Source organism: Streptomyces colwelliae (genome assembly GCF_048158785.1).
GTDB lineage: Bacteria > Actinomycetota > Actinomycetes > Streptomycetales > Streptomycetaceae > Streptomyces.
Genome location: NZ_JBLTJC010000230.1, coordinates 1 through 16,767, shown reverse-complemented (window position 1 = coordinate 16,767; position 16,767 = coordinate 1). Strand labels below are relative to the sequence as shown.

At 67.8% G+C, this 16,767-nt stretch carries 15 protein-coding genes and 2 pseudogenes; 12 read left to right on the top strand and 5 right to left on the bottom strand.

What is annotated here, in order from left to right; translation table 11 throughout:
- The coding region (locus tag ACNFOC_RS35450; RefSeq protein WP_416963148.1) for an aldehyde dehydrogenase family protein at positions 1-1,413 on the bottom strand (1,413 nt) is incomplete at its 3' end.
- 133 nt (positions 1,414-1,546) lie between these two features.
- On the opposite strand from ACNFOC_RS35450, the gene ACNFOC_RS35445 reads away from it, so the two are divergent.
- From ACNFOC_RS35445 to ACNFOC_RS35425, 5 genes are all read left to right on the top strand, one after another.
- Positions 1,547-2,320, top strand: a complete 774-nt coding sequence (locus ACNFOC_RS35445; RefSeq protein WP_019060609.1) for an IclR family transcriptional regulator — start codon at positions 1,547-1,549, stop codon at positions 2,318-2,320.
- 3 nt (positions 2,321-2,323) lie between these two features.
- Positions 2,324-2,797 carry a GNAT family N-acetyltransferase gene (locus ACNFOC_RS35440; RefSeq protein ID WP_416963147.1) on the top strand — a complete coding sequence of 158 codons (474 nt, stop codon included), beginning with the start codon at positions 2,324-2,326 and terminating at the stop codon, positions 2,795-2,797.
- Between the two features lie 91 nt (positions 2,798-2,888).
- Positions 2,889-4,346: a peptidoglycan D,D-transpeptidase FtsI family protein gene (locus tag ACNFOC_RS35435; protein WP_416963146.1), complete on the top strand. Its 1,458-nt coding sequence runs from the start codon at positions 2,889-2,891 to the stop codon at positions 4,344-4,346.
- Between the two features lie 155 nt (positions 4,347-4,501).
- Positions 4,502-4,978, top strand: coding sequence for a hypothetical protein (locus ACNFOC_RS35430; protein ID WP_416963145.1), 477 nt, complete (start codon positions 4,502-4,504; stop codon positions 4,976-4,978).
- A 98-nt stretch (positions 4,979-5,076) separates the two neighbouring features.
- Positions 5,077-6,555: an ISKra4 family transposase gene (locus tag ACNFOC_RS35425; RefSeq protein ID WP_416963149.1), complete on the top strand. Its 1,479-nt coding sequence runs from the start codon at positions 5,077-5,079 to the stop codon at positions 6,553-6,555.
- Between the two features lie 71 nt (positions 6,556-6,626).
- Here ACNFOC_RS35425 and ACNFOC_RS35420 read toward each other — a convergent pair whose 3' ends face one another.
- From ACNFOC_RS35420 to ACNFOC_RS35410, 3 genes are all read right to left on the bottom strand, one after another.
- Positions 6,627-7,349 carry an alpha/beta fold hydrolase gene (locus ACNFOC_RS35420; RefSeq protein WP_416963144.1) on the bottom strand — a complete coding sequence of 241 codons (723 nt, stop codon included), beginning with the start codon at positions 7,347-7,349 and terminating at the stop codon, positions 6,627-6,629.
- Positions 7,350-7,413: 64 nt separating this feature from the next.
- Positions 7,414-8,064 (bottom strand): hemerythrin domain-containing protein, encoded by a 651-nt coding sequence (locus ACNFOC_RS35415; RefSeq protein WP_416963143.1) that lies wholly within the window; start codon positions 8,062-8,064, stop codon positions 7,414-7,416.
- Positions 8,061-8,948 (bottom strand): NmrA family NAD(P)-binding protein, encoded by an 888-nt coding sequence (locus ACNFOC_RS35410; protein ID WP_416963142.1) that lies wholly within the window; start codon positions 8,946-8,948, stop codon positions 8,061-8,063. The genes ACNFOC_RS35415 and ACNFOC_RS35410 overlap by 4 nt, the downstream gene beginning before the upstream one ends.
- Positions 8,949-9,300: 352 nt before the next feature.
- Here ACNFOC_RS35410 and ACNFOC_RS35405 point away from each other — a divergent pair, with 352 nt between their 5' ends.
- The 4 genes and pseudogenes from ACNFOC_RS35405 to ACNFOC_RS35390 all read left to right on the top strand — a co-directional run bounded on the left by ACNFOC_RS35405 (position 9,301) and on the right by ACNFOC_RS35390 (position 11,846).
- Positions 9,301-9,744 carry a MarR family winged helix-turn-helix transcriptional regulator gene (locus ACNFOC_RS35405; RefSeq protein ID WP_416963141.1) on the top strand — a complete coding sequence of 148 codons (444 nt, stop codon included), beginning with the start codon at positions 9,301-9,303 and terminating at the stop codon, positions 9,742-9,744.
- A gap of 318 nt (positions 9,745-10,062) precedes the next feature.
- On the top strand, positions 10,063-10,695 hold the full coding sequence (locus ACNFOC_RS35400) for an NAD(P)-dependent oxidoreductase (protein WP_416963140.1): 633 nt from the start codon (positions 10,063-10,065) through the stop codon (positions 10,693-10,695).
- A 158-nt stretch (positions 10,696-10,853) separates the two neighbouring features.
- Positions 10,854-10,961: pseudogene (locus ACNFOC_RS35395) on the top strand (short-chain dehydrogenase); the annotation flags it as partial.
- 51 nt (positions 10,962-11,012) lie between these two features.
- Positions 11,013-11,846 (top strand): NmrA family NAD(P)-binding protein, encoded by an 834-nt coding sequence (locus tag ACNFOC_RS35390; RefSeq protein WP_416963139.1) that lies wholly within the window; start codon positions 11,013-11,015, stop codon positions 11,844-11,846.
- 179 nt (positions 11,847-12,025) lie between these two features.
- Here the strand turns inward: ACNFOC_RS35390 and ACNFOC_RS35385 are convergent, their stop codons facing one another.
- Entirely contained in the window at positions 12,026-13,477 is a 1,452-nt protein-coding gene (locus ACNFOC_RS35385; protein ID WP_416963138.1) for an NCS2 family permease, read from the bottom strand.
- 264 nt (positions 13,478-13,741) lie between these two features.
- Between ACNFOC_RS35385 and ACNFOC_RS35380 the strand changes: the two genes are divergently transcribed.
- The 3 genes and pseudogenes from ACNFOC_RS35380 to ACNFOC_RS35370 form a co-directional block, all read left to right on the top strand.
- Entirely contained in the window at positions 13,742-14,308 is a 567-nt protein-coding gene (locus ACNFOC_RS35380) for a SigE family RNA polymerase sigma factor (protein ID WP_416963137.1), read from the top strand.
- Positions 14,305-15,162 carry a hypothetical protein gene (locus ACNFOC_RS35375; RefSeq protein ID WP_416963136.1) on the top strand — a complete coding sequence of 286 codons (858 nt, stop codon included), beginning with the start codon at positions 14,305-14,307 and terminating at the stop codon, positions 15,160-15,162. Before ACNFOC_RS35380 ends, ACNFOC_RS35375 begins: the two co-directional genes overlap by 4 nt.
- Positions 15,163-15,281: 119 nt before the next feature.
- A pseudogene (locus ACNFOC_RS35370) lies at positions 15,282-16,664 on the top strand (rhamnogalacturonan lyase B N-terminal domain-containing protein); the annotation flags it as partial.
- Positions 16,665-16,767 lie beyond the last annotated feature (103 nt).

Genomic DNA, 16,767 nt, shown 5'->3' with positions numbered 1-16,767 from the left:
GCCTATAAGGACTATGAGGACTGACTCAGGCGTCGTCGGCCGCACAGATCGTTCGGCCGGGAACTGCGCGACCAGCCCCAAGAACCAGGCAGGTGAGCAGGACAGATGATGCGGCACGGCGGGTGGAACGCATGACGACCCCTCACGAGCAGGCGATGGCTGAGCAGATGCTGCCCTACCCGACTGCCGGCCTAAGGAGGAGGAATGGCGATTACCCGCGCCCGAGCCGAAGCCCAGGCCCACGTACTGGCCGCCAATTTCGCCGCCTGCGACGGACACGGACTCTGTGCCGAACTGCTGCCCGAACTGGTCGGCCTGGACGAATGGGGCTACCCCGTGCTCCACGGCCCCACCAGGGCTCACCGTGTGCTCACTGCCCGCACCCGGAGTCACCGGCGAGTCCACGTCGGGGAGTTGAGCCCGCTCGGTGACGCCCGCGAGGAAGTTGTCGCGCATCCGGTGGTCCAGCAGCACCCCGGAGTCCGTGTCGCTGACGGCGTCGGTGAGGGACTTGACCAGGCCGTCCCCGGCGGAGCCGGACGGGACGAGCACAAGGCCCGGCTTCACACAGAACTGGCCGACGCCCAGGGTCATGGAGCCCGCGAGGCCGGCGCCGATCGCCTCGGCGCGCTCGGCCGCCGCGGCCTCGGTGATCACGACGGGGTTCAGGGAGCCCAGTTCACCGTGGAAGGGGATCGGGACCGGTCGCGCGGCCGCCGCGTCGAACAACGCACGACCGCCGCGTACGGAACCGGTGAAGCCGGCAGCCGAGACCAGCGGGTGTTTGACGAGTTCGACGCCCGCCTCGAAGCCGTGCACCAGGCCGAGGACGCCGGCCGGGATGCCCTGCTCGGCGGCGGCCCGGCGCAGCACGCTCGCGACCAGCTCGGACAGACCGGGGTGGTCGGGGTGGGCTTTGACGACGACCGGGCAGCCGGCGGCGAGCGCGCTCGCGGTGTCGCCGCCGGGGACGGAGAAGGCGAAGGGGAAGTTGGAGGCCGAGTAGACGGCGACGACGCCCAGCGGCACCTTGTAACGGCGCAGGTCCGGGATCGGCGGGGTCGCGGTGTCGTCGGGGTGGTTGATGACCACGTCGAGGAAGGCGCCCTCGTCGACGATGTCCGCGAAGGCCCTCAACTGGTAGCAGGTGCGCGCCAGTTCGCCGTTCAGCCGGACCGGGCCGAGCGCGGTCTCCGCGTCGGCGACCTCGACCAACTGGTTCTTGGCCGCTTCGAGCTGGTCGGCGGCGCCGCGCAGGAAGGCCGCGCGGACCGTACGGTCGGCGAGCGAACCGCGCGCGGCGTGCGCGGCGCGGACGGCGGTGTCCACCTCCTGGGCTGTGGCCTCCACCGCAACCTGTTCACGCTGCTTCCCGGTTCGGGGGTCGACACTCCAGACTGGTGCTGCTGCCACCGCGGGTCCCTCCACACATGTAATGCCGCAGTTCTGGGTCATTCACCAGGGTCGTTCGATATGCTGAACGCTGTCTCTGATGATGAATATGCTCTCGGAGACTATTTCCCGTCGAACGAAGGGGTCAAGGGCGATGTCGGCAGGCGAGACAGGCGGCGGGGCACAGGTCAAGTCCGCGGTGCGGACGGTGGAGCTGCTCGAATACTTCGCCGGCCGGCCCGGTATGCACTCCCTCGCGGCGGTCCAGGAGGCCGTCGGATATCCGAAGTCCAGTCTGTACATGCTGCTGCGCACACTGGTGGAGCTGGGCTGGGTGGAGACGGACGCGACCGGCACGCGGTACGGCATCGGCGTACGGGCGCTGCTCGTCGGCACGTCGTACATCGACGGCGACGAGGTCGTAGCGGCGGCCCGCCCGACCCTGGACCGGCTCTCCGACGACACCACGGAGACCATCCACCTCGCGCGCCTCGACGGTACGAACGTGGTCTACCTGGCCACCCGCCAGTCGCAGCACTATCTACGGCCCTTCACCCGCGTCGGCCGCCGGCTCCCCGCCCACTCGACCTCGCTGGGCAAGGCGTTGCTGAGTACGTACTCCGACGAGCAGGTCCGCAAGATGCTCCCGGAGACCCTGCCCGCGCTCACCGAGCACACGATCACCGACCGCGAGAAGCTCATCGAGGAACTCCACCAGGTGCGGGACCAGGGCTTCGCCGTGGACCGCGAGGAGAACACGCTGGGCCTGCGCTGCTTCGGCGTCGCGATCCCCTACCGCACCCCCGCGCGGGACGCGATCAGCTGCTCGGTGCCGGTGGCCCGGCTCACCCCCGCGCACGAACAGATGGTCAAGGACGCCCTGTTCGACGCCCGCGACCGACTGACCCTCGCCACCCGGAGGCTCTGACTCATGGACGTCGCGCTCCGCCCGGTCCACGACAGCGATCTGCCGGTCTTCTTCCGGCAGATGAACGACCCCGAGTCCGTCCGGATGGCCGCCTTCACCGCGAAAGACCCGACCGACCGGGACGCCTTCGACGCCCACTGGAAGCGCATCCGCGCCCTGCCCGGCGTGCTGAACCGCACGGTCCTCGCCGACGGCGACGTCGTGGGCAGCGTGGCGGTCTACGGGGAGCCGGACGAGCGCGAGGTGACGTACTGGATCGACCGCGCCTACTGGGGCAAGGGCATCGCGACGGCCGCACTGCGCGACCTCCTGGCCGAGGCGCCCGAACGCCCGGTGTACGCGCGCGTGGCGGCCGACAACGCGGGCTCGCGGCGCGTGCTGGAGAAGTGCGGGTTCCGCGTCACCGGGCACGACCGGGGGTTCGCGAACGCGCGGGGCGAGGAGATCGACGAGCTGGTCCTGACGCTGGACTCATGAACACTCGATGAGCGAGCGGGTTCATGAGCAGTCGATGAGAAAAGCGATGTAAGGGAACGATTCGTTCCCGGCCGGTCGTCTTCAGAGCGGGATGAACAAGACGATCAGGCGCACCTCCGTCTTCGTACTGCTCCTCGTTCTCGCCCTCCTGGTGCGGGCGACCTGGGTGCAGTTCTACGACGGCCAGGCACTCGCGGACGACAAGGACAACCGGCGCAACGCGATCGAGACGTACGCGGACCCGCTCGGGAACATCATCGTGGCCGGGAACTCGATCACCGGCTCGGCGCGGACGGGGAGCGACAGCGACCTCGCGTACAAACGCACGTACACGGACGGCAAGCTCTACGCGGCCGTGACGGGCTACGCCTCGCAGAGCTATGCGCCGACGCAGTTGGAGGGGATCTACGCCGATCTCCTCGACGGCACGTACAGCAGCCTGAAGACGGCGATGGACACGGTCACCGGCGAGCGGGCCGCCCCGGGCAACGTGGTCACGACGATCGACCCGGATGTGCAGAAGGCGGCGTACGACGCGCTCGGCGACAAGAAGGGTGCCGCCGTCGCGATCGACCCGACGACCGGCAAGATCCTCGCCGTCGTCTCGACCCCGTCCTACGACCCCTCGGCGCTGACCGACGCCGACACCGCCGCGTCGGCGTGGAAGCAGCTCACCGCGGACTCCGACAAGCCGTTGACCAACCGGGCGCTGCGCCAGCCGCTGCCGCCGGGGTCGACGTTCAAGCTGGTCGTGGCGGCGGCCGCGCTGGAGGACGGGCTGTACTCCTCGGTGGACGAGAAGACGACGAGCCCCTCGCCGTACACCCTGCCGGGCACGGTCACGCCGCTGAAGAACGAGAGTTCCTCCGCGCCCTGCACGAACGCGTCGATCCGGGTCGCGCTCCAGTACTCGTGCAACACCGTGTTCGCGAAGATGGCCGTCGACCTGGGCCAGGACAAGGTCAAGGCGATGGCCGAGAAGTTCGGCTTCAACGACGACAAGCTGGACATCCCGGTGCGGGCGTACGCCAGCGTGTACCCGTCCGACATGAACAAGTCGTCCACGGCCCTGACCGGCATCGGCCAGTACGACGTGACTGCCACCCCGCTCCAGATGGCCATGGTGTCGGCAGCCATAGCCAACGACGGCAAGCTGGTCACCCCGCACATGGTGTCGGAGACCACCGACAGCGGCGGAGACGTGGTCCACAACTACGACGACAGCACGACGACGAAGCAGATCGTCAGCTCGGACACCGCCCAGCAACTCCAGTCGGCGATGCAGACGGTCATCACGGACGGCACCGGCACGAACGCCGAGATCGCGGGCGTCACCGTGGGCGGCAAGACGGGCACGGCCCAGCACGGCGAGAACAACGACCAGTCGCCGTACGCCTGGTTCACCGCGTACGGCAAGTCCGACTCGACGAGCAAGCAGGTCGCGGTGGCGGTACTGGTGGAACAGTCGGACGCGGCAAGGTCGGAGATCAGCGGCAACGGCTTGGCGGCCCCGGTGGCCAAGGCAATGATGAAAGCGGCGTTGCAATGACGCCCTTGTCTTTGTCTTTGGGTGTAGACCGCTACGAGTGACCTTTTGAGTGGTTTACGACCGTGTCCTGATGTGTTGTGATGTCCGGGTTTCTAACGTGTCCGGTGTCGGGGCCGCCAGCGGCGGCCGGGGTGGGGCGCGTTGGGGAGGCCGGTGTGGAATCGGTGCTGGAACGGTTGGAGGAGCGTCAGGCGCCGGCGCTGGTGCTGGTGGAGGAGCTGCGGGTCGAGGCGTTGGCGGCGGCGGACCGGCTGGACGAGGCCCGGTGCCTACTGTCGGACCTGGTGATCGCGCGGCGGACGGTGGCGGGTCTGGCTGTTGCCGGGCAACAGCTGGTTGCGGTGGCTGACGGCGTCGATGCGGTCGTCGGTCCGGCGGTGTCCGGAGGCGGGCCGCGGCCCGGGGTGCGTGGGGCGGTCCGGGACGAGGCGGTGTACGCGCGGATCCGCGAGGTCTTCGCCGGGGCCGGACGGCCGTTGCGGGTCAAGCAAGTGTGTCAGGGGCTGGGCTTGCCGGAGGGGAAGAACGCCACGGAGTCAGTGCGTGCCAAGCTACGGCGTCTGGCCGATGACGGGGTGCTGGTGCGGGTCGAGGACGGGCTGTTCGCCCCGGCCGCGGGCGCGGCCCGGTGAGAGCGGCCGGCGTCGGCCGCGGCCCGCAGGAGCCGCAGGTCGCGGACTTGGAGGCTGGCCTGTCAGGGTTCGCCGCCTCGGCGGGCTTGGTGTGAGCGCTGATCGGGGACCTGGCGGACCCTGTGGCCGATGCACTGACCCATCACCAGCTGGAGGACATGATCTCCACACGTGGGCTGGAGGTGATGCGACAGATGCTGCAGGACCACTTGGACCTGCGATCCATACGCGAGCCGCAGCGCAAGGAAGTCGTCGACGCCGAGAATGTGCCCCACCGCCGGGTGGAACCAGGGCATGAGCGGCTGCTGACCACAGTGTTCGGCACGGTGACGGTCACGCGGATCGCCTACCGGGCCTTGGGTTGTGCAAACCTGCACCCGCTGGACGCCGATTTGAACCTGCCGACCGGGCGGGCCAGCCACGGGATCCGCAAGCAGGCCGCGGTCGAGGCGGTGCGCGGCTCGTTCGACGACGCCCGGGCCGCGATCGCCCGCCGCTGCGGGGTCGGGATCGGCAAGGCGAACCTGGAGCAGCTGGTGGTCGCCGCCGCGGCCGACATCGACGCCTACTACCGGCGCACCGCCCCGGCCGCCGCCGATGCGAAGGTCCCGCTGGCGTTGTCCTTCGACGGCAAGGGAATCGTGATGCGTCCCAAAGACCTGCGCGAGCAGACCAGGAAGATGGCCGAGGCCAAGCAGGACGCCGGCGGCAACGCGATGAAGACCCGGCTGGCCGCCGGGGAGAAGAACGGCCGCAAGCGTATGGCGGTGCTCGGCGCGGTCTGGGATTCACCGGCCGCGCCACGCACCGTTGACGATGTCATCACCGACCCCGACCCCGACGCCGAGCCCGACCCGCACACCGAACGCGCCGACGGCCCCAAGGCCCGGAACAAGTGGCTCACCGGATCCGTGGCCGACACCATCGCCGACGTCGTGTCGGCCGCGTTCGACCAGGCCGAGGACCGCGACCCCGACTACGAGCGAGACTGGGTGGTGCTCGTCGACGGCGCCGAACCGCAGATCGCGCAGATCGCGCAGATCCAAGCCGAAGCCCTCGTTCGCGGCGTCGACATCCACATCGTCTGCGACCTGATCCACGTCCTCGAATACTTGTGGAAGGCCGCCTGGTGCTTCCACAACAAGGCCGGACCAGACATCGAGGCGTTCGTCGCCCGCCACGCCCGCACCATCCTGGCCGGGAGCTCCGCGCGATGCGTGACCGACCTGCGCCACGCCGCCAAGACCGCCGCCCTGCCCGACGACAAACTCGCCACCGTCGAGAAGACCTGCACCTACCTGGAGAACAAACGGCCCTGGCTGCGCTACGACACCGCCCTGGCCAAAGGCTGGCCGATCGCCACCGGCATCATCGAAGGCGCCTGCCGCCACCTGGTCAAAGACCGCCTCGACATCACCGGGGCCCGCTGGTCCCTGAAAGGCGCCGAGGCCGTGCTGAAGCTCCGGGCCCTGATCACCAACGGCGACTTCGAAGCCTACTTCGCCTGGCATCTCCGCAGGGAACACCAGCGCATCCATCAAGCCCGCTACCAGGAAGAACTCGCCCTCGCAGCCTAACCAGACCGGTCACACAGCACGGCCCACACCCATCTTCATTTGCGGAGCTGGCGCTGCGAATCGCATATCGACTAGGAAAGTGCGCTGGTGAGTAGTGCCTTGGCCACCTCGTCTGGGCGGGTGAGCATCGATTCATGACCGCCCGATACCAGCACCGGGGTCAGACCGATACGGGAGGCCAACTCGGCACCCGGCCGGGCCAGGGCCCGGTCGTCCTCGCTGAGGATGTATCCGGCCGGCACGCCCAGGGCAGTGACGTCGTCGACGTCGAGCGGGTCGAGAAAGTAGCCGCCGGGCTGCGGCACGAGCAGTTCGAAGAACAGGTCTCTGGTCTGCTCGTCGGCCTCCGGCATGAGCATCGGAACCTGCTCGCGGACCAGGCCGATGGTGCCGTCCGGGCTGGCCGCGATCGCGGCCCGGGTCAGTGCCGCGTACTCGGCGTTCTCGTCCACCATCGCCGTGCCGCGGGCCGGAACGACGGCGTTGTAGTAGATCACCTTGGCCAGGCGGCCGATCAGTGCATTCGCGGCGCCTGTGATCACGTAGCCGCCCCAGCTCTGGCCGACCAGGACGACCTCAGTGAGGTCGCGCCGCTCGACCTCGGCCACGACGTGATCGATCGCATCCGAGAGCCGGAGTCCGGCGCGATCGTCGCCGTCGGCGAGGCCGGGCAGGGTGACCGTAACGGCCGCATGGCCGACCTCACGCAGCCGCCGGGCGACCGGCTGCCAGGCCCAGCCTCCCTGCCAGGCTCCGGGGACGAGGACGAAGGTGGGTGACATCGTGAGGGTCATGGCGGTCGCACCTCTGGCTGGAGAAACGATGGGTTTGGGCTGTGGCGCCGGGTCGCGAGGTGGGTCAGCCGCGGAGCGCGGTGGTTTCGCGGGTGAACTGGCGGTGGCCGATCAGCTTGTAGGCCAAACGGGCTGGGGCGGGTATGACCTGCATGAACCTCTGGCGTTCCGCGTCGTCGGCTTCCTCGGTGATGTGGCCGAGGATGACCAGTCGCCGGGTGAGCGGGATCGCGCTCATGCCGTGCTTGCCGAGTGCGTCCCATTCGCTTTGCGTCAGGGTGACCGATACGACCGGGAGCAGGTTCTGCTCCTCCTCGGCCAGGTGATCGATCAGTGTCGGCATCGTGGCTTCGATGCGGGCGGCCATCTTCTCGCCGGTGGCTGCGTCGGCGGTCGCCGTCCACTCCGGCAGTTCCGCGTTGACGGCTGTGACGGTGTCGTCGACCTGCGCGTGCTGTGCGTCCATCCGGTCCATCAGATCCGGGTCGAGCGTGGTGCGCTTGCGCAGCAAGGGAAAGAGCAGTTCGTCCTCGCCGGTGTGGTGCGTGTGCAGGAAGTCCAGCATCTCCCGGGCGTGCGCGCCGATGATCTTTGATCGTGCACGGTCGTTGGCCGCGGAGCGAAACAGTCGGGGGAGTTGGCCGAACTCGCGCCGGATGACACGGTGGATCAGAACCATCTCGTGGGTGTCGACCCCGGGGCCGGAGGTCTTCACCGTGACTCCCCGATGGTTGCGGCGTTCTGGACGGCTTCGGGAGCGGGGAACTCGGTGCGGTGGGCCTGGGCCCAGTCGGTGAAGCTGCGTGCCGGGCGGCCGGTGACTGCGGTGATGTCACCTGTCGGCTCGGAGTTATACGGTTCCACGGTGGAGCGGAAGAGCTCGATGACAGCGTGCGCGTACTCCTTGGGCATGCCGTAGGACACCATCTGCGCGAGCGTGCCGGCCGGGTCGGCCTCGGCGTAGCGCAGGTCGCGGCCCAGCACCTGGCTGAGGATTGCGACCTGGTCGGAGGGGCTGAGCGGTTGGGGGCCGGTGAGCTCGTAGACGCGGTGATGGTGGCCGTCTTGGGTGAGGCAGGCCGCGGCGACCGCGGCGATGTCCGCCGGGTCGACGACAGCGGCCCGGCCAACGGCGAACGGGGCGTACACGACCTGATCGGCCGCGATCATTCCCGCCCAGTTGAGCGCGTTGGACATGAACGCGGTGGGCCGCAGGAACGTCCACCCGATGCCGCTGTCGCGGATCGCTTCCTCGCCGGCCCGGTGCAAGGTGGTGATCGGGTCGGTGGCGTCGTGTCCGACGTTGCGCACGGACAGCTTGACGATCCGCTCCACGCCCGCTCGCTGCGCCGCGGCTATGAGCCGGTGATCGTGTGCGGCGATGTGGAGCCCGTCGGTTAGCAAGAACACCGCGTGTACACCGTCCAGCACGGGTGCCAGATCGCTGTCACCGAGATCGGCCACGACTTTCTGGGCGCCGTCGGGGAAAACCGCTCCAGGATTGCGGGTGAGAACCCTCATGTGACCTGCCTGGGTGGGGAGGAGCGCTGTGATGACTTCCGAACCGACAGTGCCGGTGGCTCCGGTAATCAAAATCATGAGTTCTGGTCCTTTGTTTGAGATTGGGTTTCGGGGTGAGTTGGGAGAGGGCGCAGCTCCCGTGGGACGGGCAACCGCACCGCGATGATGGGGTGGGCCAGCCGACCCTCGTCTGGCGTCTGTGAGCACCAGATCGACTGCCGCCATCCAAACTAGTCAGCTTTCGTTACTACTGTAGACATACATCCGAACCGATGGCAACAGTGGCAGGTACGAGGTCGCCGAGGCGGGGTGGCGCATACGGAACGCAGCGGGCGCAGCGCAGCGGCACGCGCCGCCGCCGCGGCCGAATCGGCGGCGACGTAAGGTGTGAACCTCGCCGGATCAGGCGGGCGATGGAGCTGGGAGCGGCATGGACGACGAGCAGCGGGTTGATCTGGGGACGTCATTGTTCATCCCGTACCGCTACACCGAGGACCGGATGTTCCGGGCCCTGCAGGATGCCGGGTTCGACGACTGGACCCTCGCCCAGTGCCGGGTGTTCCAGCGCGTCGCCCCGGAGGGCTCGCGCCTCACAGACCTCGCTGACCAGGCACAAATGACCAAGCAGAGCGCCAGCGTGATGGTCGATCAGCTGGAACGCCTGGGCTACGTCCGCCGGATCCCCGACCCCGCGGATGGCCGCGCCCGGCTGATCGTGATGGAGCCGCGCGGCCGGCGGGCGGTCGAGGTGGCCAAGGCGACACTCGACGAGATCCTCTCCGAGTGGAAGACCTACCTGGGCACCCGCAACTTCACGCTGCTGCAGCAGATCCTCGATCAACTCCGCGAGATCACCGACCCCTACGCGCGGTAGATCGGGCCGCACCGAGCAGTCCGCACCGATTCCCTCCGGCCTCCGGACCGCCGGAGCCGGCGGGCACCAACAGGTCTCGACTCCGTTTTTGACATAGTCAGTTTCATTGACTAGATTAGTAGATGATCCTGACGATGTTCCGGTGATGGGCGGCTGATTGCCGCGGTGCACGTGCCCAGACGAGCTGGGCCGTTGCTGCACGGGGCGCCGCCACCGGCAGAGACCTGAGGGGCCGACAGAGCATGGGCGGGAATCGGGCCCTTGCCGATTCGCCGCAGCACCGGCACGCCCATTCATCCTTATAGAGAGCGAAGTATCGTGAAGTTTCTAGTCCTTGGAGCGACCGGGCGCACCGGCGTCCTCTTCATGAAGAAGGCACTCGACCAGGGGCACCAGGTCACTGCCCTCGTTCGGCGGGCCGGCGCCGGCGTTGATCCGCGCGCTCAGATCGTCAGCGGCGACGTCACCGACGCCACCGTGATCGCGACGGCAGCCCGAGGCCACGACGCGATCATCAGCACGCTCGGAGTGAAGAACGCCCGCGAGACCCCAACGCTGATCACCGACACCGTCCGCGCAGTCATCGCATCCGCGAAAACATCAGGCGTTGACCGTTTCGTCATCCTGTCTGCGTTCGGAGTCGGCGACTCCCTCGCCAAAGCCTCATTCCTCGTCGGCCCCATTTTCCGAACCGTGCTTCGGAAAACCTACGCAGACAAAGCCGCATCGGAAGTGCTCTTGAGGGCCAGCGATCTGAAATGGACCCTCGAATACCCCGGAGCGTTGAACAACGGTCACAGCACCCGCTACAACGCCGTCGCGCTCGCGGACGTCACGAAATTGCCGATCTTCCCCTCCACCTCTCGCGCAAACGTCGCCGACTTCCTCCTCCACTCCGCCGTGGAAGACACCTTCATCCGTCAGATCGCCGTAGTCACTGACGCCAAATAGGTAACTGATGCAGGCCTAAGAAACACCGATCGAGGCGCTGACCCGGTCATGGGAGGCCGAGCACGGTCCGGCCGGCGTGTGCATCAACGCCGTCGCGCTCAGGCCGAGCCGCACCGAGGTCATCAAGTCCATGGGCGAGACGAGATGCTCGACACTTTCGCGGCCGCCAGCCCCTGGGTCGGGCGGAGGAGCCGGACGAGGTCGCCCACGTCATCGCCTACCTCACCGGTGAGCAGGTCCGACCGATCACCGGCACCGTCCTGGCCGTCGACGCCGGATGCGTCTCCGCACTCGGACCTTTCGCGAGGGAGAGCACCATGATTCTGATAACCGGCGCGTCCGGAAACGTCGGCTCCGAAGCAGCCCGGCTGCTCGGCGCGCAGCACCAACCCACCAGGGCGCTGGTACGCGACGCAGCCGGCGCGCCCAGGGCCGACGTCGAGATCGTCACCGGCGACTTCGAACGCCCGGACACGCTCGACGCGGCCATGCGCGGCATCGAGACCGTCATCCTGGTCAGCCCGGCCATTCCCGCCCAGGAGATTGCGGTCATCGCCAGTGCGGTGCGCGAATGCGTACGCCACATCATCAAGATCACGAGCAAGGCGTCGGACGATTCCCCGGTCGAGCGCCGCCGCGGCCAGGCGCGGATCGAGGCGTACCTGGAGACCTCCGGACTCTCCTACACGCTGCTGCGGGCCAACGCCTACATGCAAAACCTCCTCGCCCTGGCTCCGATGATCAAACAGTTGGGCAGGTTCGTGATGTCCGCCGGCGGCCAGGTCGGCATGATCGATACCCGCGACGTCGCCGCCACCGCCGCAACGGTGGCCGCCGAGGCGACGGTGCACGCTGGCCGAACCTACTGGCTGACCGGCCCGGACCTGATCACCTACAACGACGTCGCCAAGGAACTGTCCGACGCGGTCGGTTACGAGATCGAATACCGGCGGACCACTCCCGCCGAGCACCGGGCGGCGATGGTCCAAGCCGGCCTACCCGAAACAGTCGCGACCTCCAACGCCCAGGCCTTCGGACTGATCGCCGAGGGCAACGCAGCATGGCTGTCTGACGAGGTCGCAGCGATCACCGGCGCCGCGCCGCGCTCGCTGCGCACCTTCATCGCCGACCACATCGCGGCATTCACCTGAGCGTAAAGACCAGCAATTGGACACGTTAGAAACCCGGACATCACGACACATCAGGACACGTTCGTAAACCACTCAAAAGGTCACTCGTAGCGGTCTACACCCTTTGTCTTTTATGGGCGCGGGGAACTGCGCGACCAGCCACAGACGGCCGCAAGCCGACCGCGCAGCGACCCCTACTCCTACTTCACACCCAGAATCTGCTCCACAGGGTCGATGGCGAAGTACACCAAGAACAGCGCCGACACACCCCACAGCAGCCAGTTGACCTCCTTCGCCTTGCCGAGCACCGCCTTGATCACGACGTAAGAGATGAACCCGGCACCAATGCCATCGGTGATCGAGTACGTGAACGGCATCGCGGCGATGGTCAGGAACGCCGGTATCGCGATCTCGTACTTGTCCCAGTCGATGTGCTTGACGTGGGTCATCATCAGGAACCCGACGGCGATCAGCGCGGGCGCGGCGGCCTGCAACGGCACGATCGTGAGCAACGGCGTAAGGAACAGCGCGAGCCCGAACAGCGCACCGGTGATCAGGTTCGAGAACCCGGTACGCGACCCTTCCCCGACCCCCGAAGCCGACTCGATATAGGCGGTGTTGGAGGACGCGGACCCGATACCGCCGGCGACAGCGGCCGCCCCGTCGATGAACAGGACGCGACCGATGTTCGGCACCTGACCCTCCTCGTCCAGGAGACCGGCCTCCGCGCTGATACCGACAATCGTGCCCATCGCGTCGAAGAAGTCCGACAGGATCAGCGTGAAGATCAGCAGGACCACGGTGATCGCGCTGGTCTCGCCGAACGCGCCGAACAGGCTGAAGTGACCGACGAGTCCGAAGTCGGGCGCGGACACGATCTTGTCCGGCACCTTGGGGGTCATCAGACCCCAACTCTTGATGTCGGCAACGGAGTTGATGATGATCGCGAGGACGGTCATCGTGACGATGCTGATCAGGATCGCGCCCTTCACCTTGCGGGCGACCAGCGCGATGGTCAGCAGGACACCGAGACAGAAGACCAGGACGGGCCAGCCGGCGAGATGGCCGACGGCACCGAGTTGCACGGGGACCGTGGTCTGCGCGGCGTCTGGTATACGGCTGACGAAGCCCGCGTCGACGAAGCCGATGAACGCGATGAACAGACCGATGCCGACGCCGATGGCCTGCTTGAGCTGTTGCGGGATCGCGTTCATGATCGCTTCGCGCAGCCCGGTGAGGACCAGGACGCAGATCAGGACGCCCTCGATGACGACGAGGCCCATCGCGTCGGGCCAGCTCATCAGCGGCGCCAGCTGGAAGGCGACGACGGCGTTGAGGCCGAGGCCCGCCGCGATGGCGAGCGGCAGGTTGCCGCCGACGCCCATGATGACCGTCATCACACAGGCCACCAGGGCGGTGGCGGTGACCAGTTGACCGGTGTCGAGCGTGTGCCCGAACTTGTCCTTGGCGCTGCCCAGGATGATCGGGTTCAGGACGAGGATGTAGGCCATCGTGAAGAACGTGGCGAAGCCGCCGCGTATCTCGCGGCCGAAGGTGGATCCCCGTTCGGAGATCTTGAAGAACCGGTCGACACCGTTCGTCGCCGGTGGTTCGGCACTTGGCCGGTCGGCCACCTTCTGTGACTCGGACATGCGGGTACTCCTCGTGGCTTCAAAGATCGGTGCGCGGATGCTGGCTGGATTGTTCCCGCGTTGAACCTGTTTCAGGTTTTCCCCGTGTTACGGAATCGAGGTCGGCCCGCCAGTACGCGGTCGGCTCGTCAGATGCTGTTCGAAAGTCCGTACCAGACCAGCCTGTTGATCACTGCTACGCTTCCGGATCTCGCGGGGGTCATCCCCGAACAAACACGTGTCATCTACATGACACACACAAACCGCAGCGAGGAGAGGTCCGCCGTGGGCACAGTCGTCGACGACGCCGCCTCCGAGGAGTTCCACGCATTCTTCGAACGCCACTACGCCGAACTGTCCCGGCTCGCCCGCCTGTTGACGGGTGAGGCGGACGCCGCCGACGATCTCGCGGCCGACGCGCTGCTCGCGCTCTGGCACCGCTGGGACCGGGTGCGCGCCGCCGACCATCCCGCGGCCTACGCCCGTGGGGTCGTCGCCAATCTGGCCCGCACCCGGATCCGCAGCGCGGTGCGCGAGCGGCGGCGGGTCGCCCTGTTCTGGTCGCAGCGCGAGGAGAAGACCGAGAACCCGGACGTGGCCGGCGTGGTCGACGTCCAAGAGGCCCTGCGCAGGCTGCCGTTCCGCAAGCGGGCCTGTGTGGTGCTGCGGCACGCGTTCGATCTGTCGGAGAAGGACACCGCGCTCGCCCTCGGTGTTTCCGTCGGTACGGTTAAGAGCCAGACGTCGAAGGGCATGGCGGAGTTGCAGCGGTTGCTCGGTCCGCAGAGCCCTCCGCTGCGGATGCACGCGGCGATGGCACGCGGCGGCGAGAGTGGAGGGAGGACCCGATGAGGCACCAGGACGTGCACGACGACGAGCTGATCGCCCGGCTGCACGAGACGGCCGAGGGACACGAGCCCGACCGCGCCCGCATCCTGGCGCGGCTCGAACGCGGCATGGCCGCGCAGTCCCGCCCCGACCACCGGGCCACCCGGCCGCCCGTGTTCGGCTGGGTGCGCGTCGTCAGCGCCACGGCCGCGGTGGCGAGCGTCCTCGCGATCGGCGGCTACGCGGTGGCGTCCGCGGTGAAGAACAACACCCCCGCCGAGCAGACGGTGTCCGTCTCTCCGACGCCGACGCCCACTCCGACGCCGGACGCGACGAGCCGCACCCCGGTCAAACCGGTTGCCCCCAGCGCGAGTTCGGGTTCCGGGGACGCCTCGCACGACTCTCCCAAGGCGAGCACTTCACCGACCGAGTCCGCGACTTCCTCGCCCTCCGCGCCGGTACTGCCGCCCGCGTCCGGAGCCGAAGACGGCCCACTCTGGTCGGACGGCTCGATCGACCCGGGCAGCAACGACTTCTGGGCGCAGAGCGATGTCACCCTGAAGACGACCAAGCAACTCACCTCGCTCACCGTCCAGTTGAAGGTCAAGCTGACCGACGGGGTCAGCTCCGCGGGCGCCTGGCGCTCGCTGCCCGAGCAGGACTTCACGCAGACGGTGACGGAGCAGGACGGGTTCCTGGTCTACACCTGGGTGCTCAAGGAGGGCCGTACGGTGGCGGTCGGGAACTGGGTCTTCGCCGGGCAGTACAACCATGAGCGCGGCGGCCGGGACGCCAAGGACGACAGCTACTCGGCGGCGGGCACGGCAGGCGGCCAACAGCTCGCCGTGAAGGGCGACTTCGCGGCGCAGAAGTCGTAGCAAACGGTCGCAGAGAGCGGTCGTAGAGAAATCTTCGGGCGGGCGGCAACCCTTTCTCCGCCGGTGACGACCAAGAGGCGCAAGGTTCCTCTCGCACGGAGTCACACGGAGCAAGTCGCTTGAGCACGCACAAGAAGCACCTCACCCGCAGGCGGGTGCTCGGGGCCTCCGCGATCGGTGTCGCCGCCACCGGCGCGGCCGTCGCGGGCGGTACCGGTCTCCTCTCGTCCGCCTCCGCCGCCGCCTTCGGGTACACCGACGACGGCTCCAACTACGTGATCAGCACGGGCAGTTCACTCATCGTCAAGGTCTCCAAGTCGACGGGTGACATCACGTCCCTGGCCTACAAGGGCAAGGAGTACGAGGGCTACGGCGGGATGCACTCGCATGTCGAGTCCGGGCTGGGCGCCTCCACGGTCACCATCAAGCAATCAGGCTCGACGATCCTGGTGAGGGTCGCGCACGGCGGGATCACCCAGTGGTACGCGGCCCGCAGCGGCGAGAACAACGTCTACCTGTGGACGAACAAGGCGGACGCCTCCTTCACCGCGACGCGGTACATCGTGCGCGTGAAGCCGGGGGTGTTCCCCAACTCCGGTTCGGACGCGTGGGATTCGACCACCGACACGATCATCGAGGCCGGTGACGTCTGGAAGCATCCCGACGGCACGACCCGCTCCAAGCACTACTCGGGCAAGCGGACCATCGACTACGACCACGTCGGCTTCACGACGGGCTCGGTCGGCCTGTACCTGGTGCGCTCCAACCACGAGAAGGCGTCCGGCGGCCCGTTCTACCGCTCGCTGCTGCGCCACTCGAACGAGGGCGGGGCCGGGCTGTACGAGATCCTGCACTACAACGAGGCCCAGACGGAGCCCGAACGCTTCGGCTTGCAGGGCCCGTTCGTGGTCGCTTTCACGGACGGCGGCACCCCGTCCCCCTCCCTCTTCGCGGCGAACCTCGACACCTCCTGGGCGGACTCGCTAGGCATCACCGGCTGGGTCGGCAAGGCGGGCCGGGGCAAGGTGGCGGGGGTCGGCCTGAAGGGCATGGACGCCAACTACCCCTACACAGTGACCTTTTCGAACACCGACGCGCAGTACTGGGCGAAGGCCGCGGCCGGCACCGGCGCGTTCTCCTGCAAGGGGATGCTCCCGGGGACGTACACGCTGACCGTCTTCAAGGGCGAACTCGCCGTGCACAGCCAGTCGGTGGCGGTGAGCGCAGGCGGTACGACGTCCTTGCACACCCTGAGCATCACGGGTGACCCGTCCACCGCTACGGCCATATGGCGACTCGGCAACTGGGACGGCACGCCAGGGGAGTTCAAGAACGCCGGGCTGATGACGTACGCGCATCCCTCCGACACCCGCGCGGCGAAGTGGACCGGCAACGTCACGATCGGCGGCGGGGGCGAGGCCGCGTCCTTCCCGGCGTACATCTGGAAGGACGTCAACAACGGTGTCCTGGTCTACTTCAAGCTGACCGCGGCCACCGCTGCAATCCCAGGAGGAGTTCGCGGAGTTCGGTGGTCGCGGCGAGGAGGACCGAGGCGGCTACGCCCAAGGTGCCCTTCGCCAGGACGTTCCACGCGCGGGCGATGAT

Coding starts and splice junctions, on each gene's coding strand:
- ACNFOC_RS35445 (WP_019060609.1), top strand. CDS start 1,547: ATGTCGGCAGGCGAGACAGGCGGCGGGGCACAGGTCAAGTCCGCGGTG.
- ACNFOC_RS35440 (WP_416963147.1), top strand. CDS start 2,324: ATGGACGTCGCGCTCCGCCCGGTCCACGACAGCGATCTGCCGGTCTTC.
- ACNFOC_RS35435 (WP_416963146.1), top strand. CDS start 2,889: ATGAACAAGACGATCAGGCGCACCTCCGTCTTCGTACTGCTCCTCGTT.
- ACNFOC_RS35420 (WP_416963144.1), bottom strand. CDS start 7,349: ATGACCCTCACGATGTCACCCACCTTCGTCCTCGTCCCCGGAGCCTGG.
- ACNFOC_RS35410 (WP_416963142.1), bottom strand. CDS start 8,948: ATGATTTTGATTACCGGAGCCACCGGCACTGTCGGTTCGGAAGTCATC.
- ACNFOC_RS35405 (WP_416963141.1), top strand. CDS start 9,301: ATGGACGACGAGCAGCGGGTTGATCTGGGGACGTCATTGTTCATCCCG.
- ACNFOC_RS35390 (WP_416963139.1), top strand. CDS start 11,013: ATGATTCTGATAACCGGCGCGTCCGGAAACGTCGGCTCCGAAGCAGCC.
- ACNFOC_RS35385 (WP_416963138.1), bottom strand. CDS start 13,477: ATGTCCGAGTCACAGAAGGTGGCCGACCGGCCAAGTGCCGAACCACCG.
- ACNFOC_RS35375 (WP_416963136.1), top strand. CDS start 14,305: ATGAGGCACCAGGACGTGCACGACGACGAGCTGATCGCCCGGCTGCAC.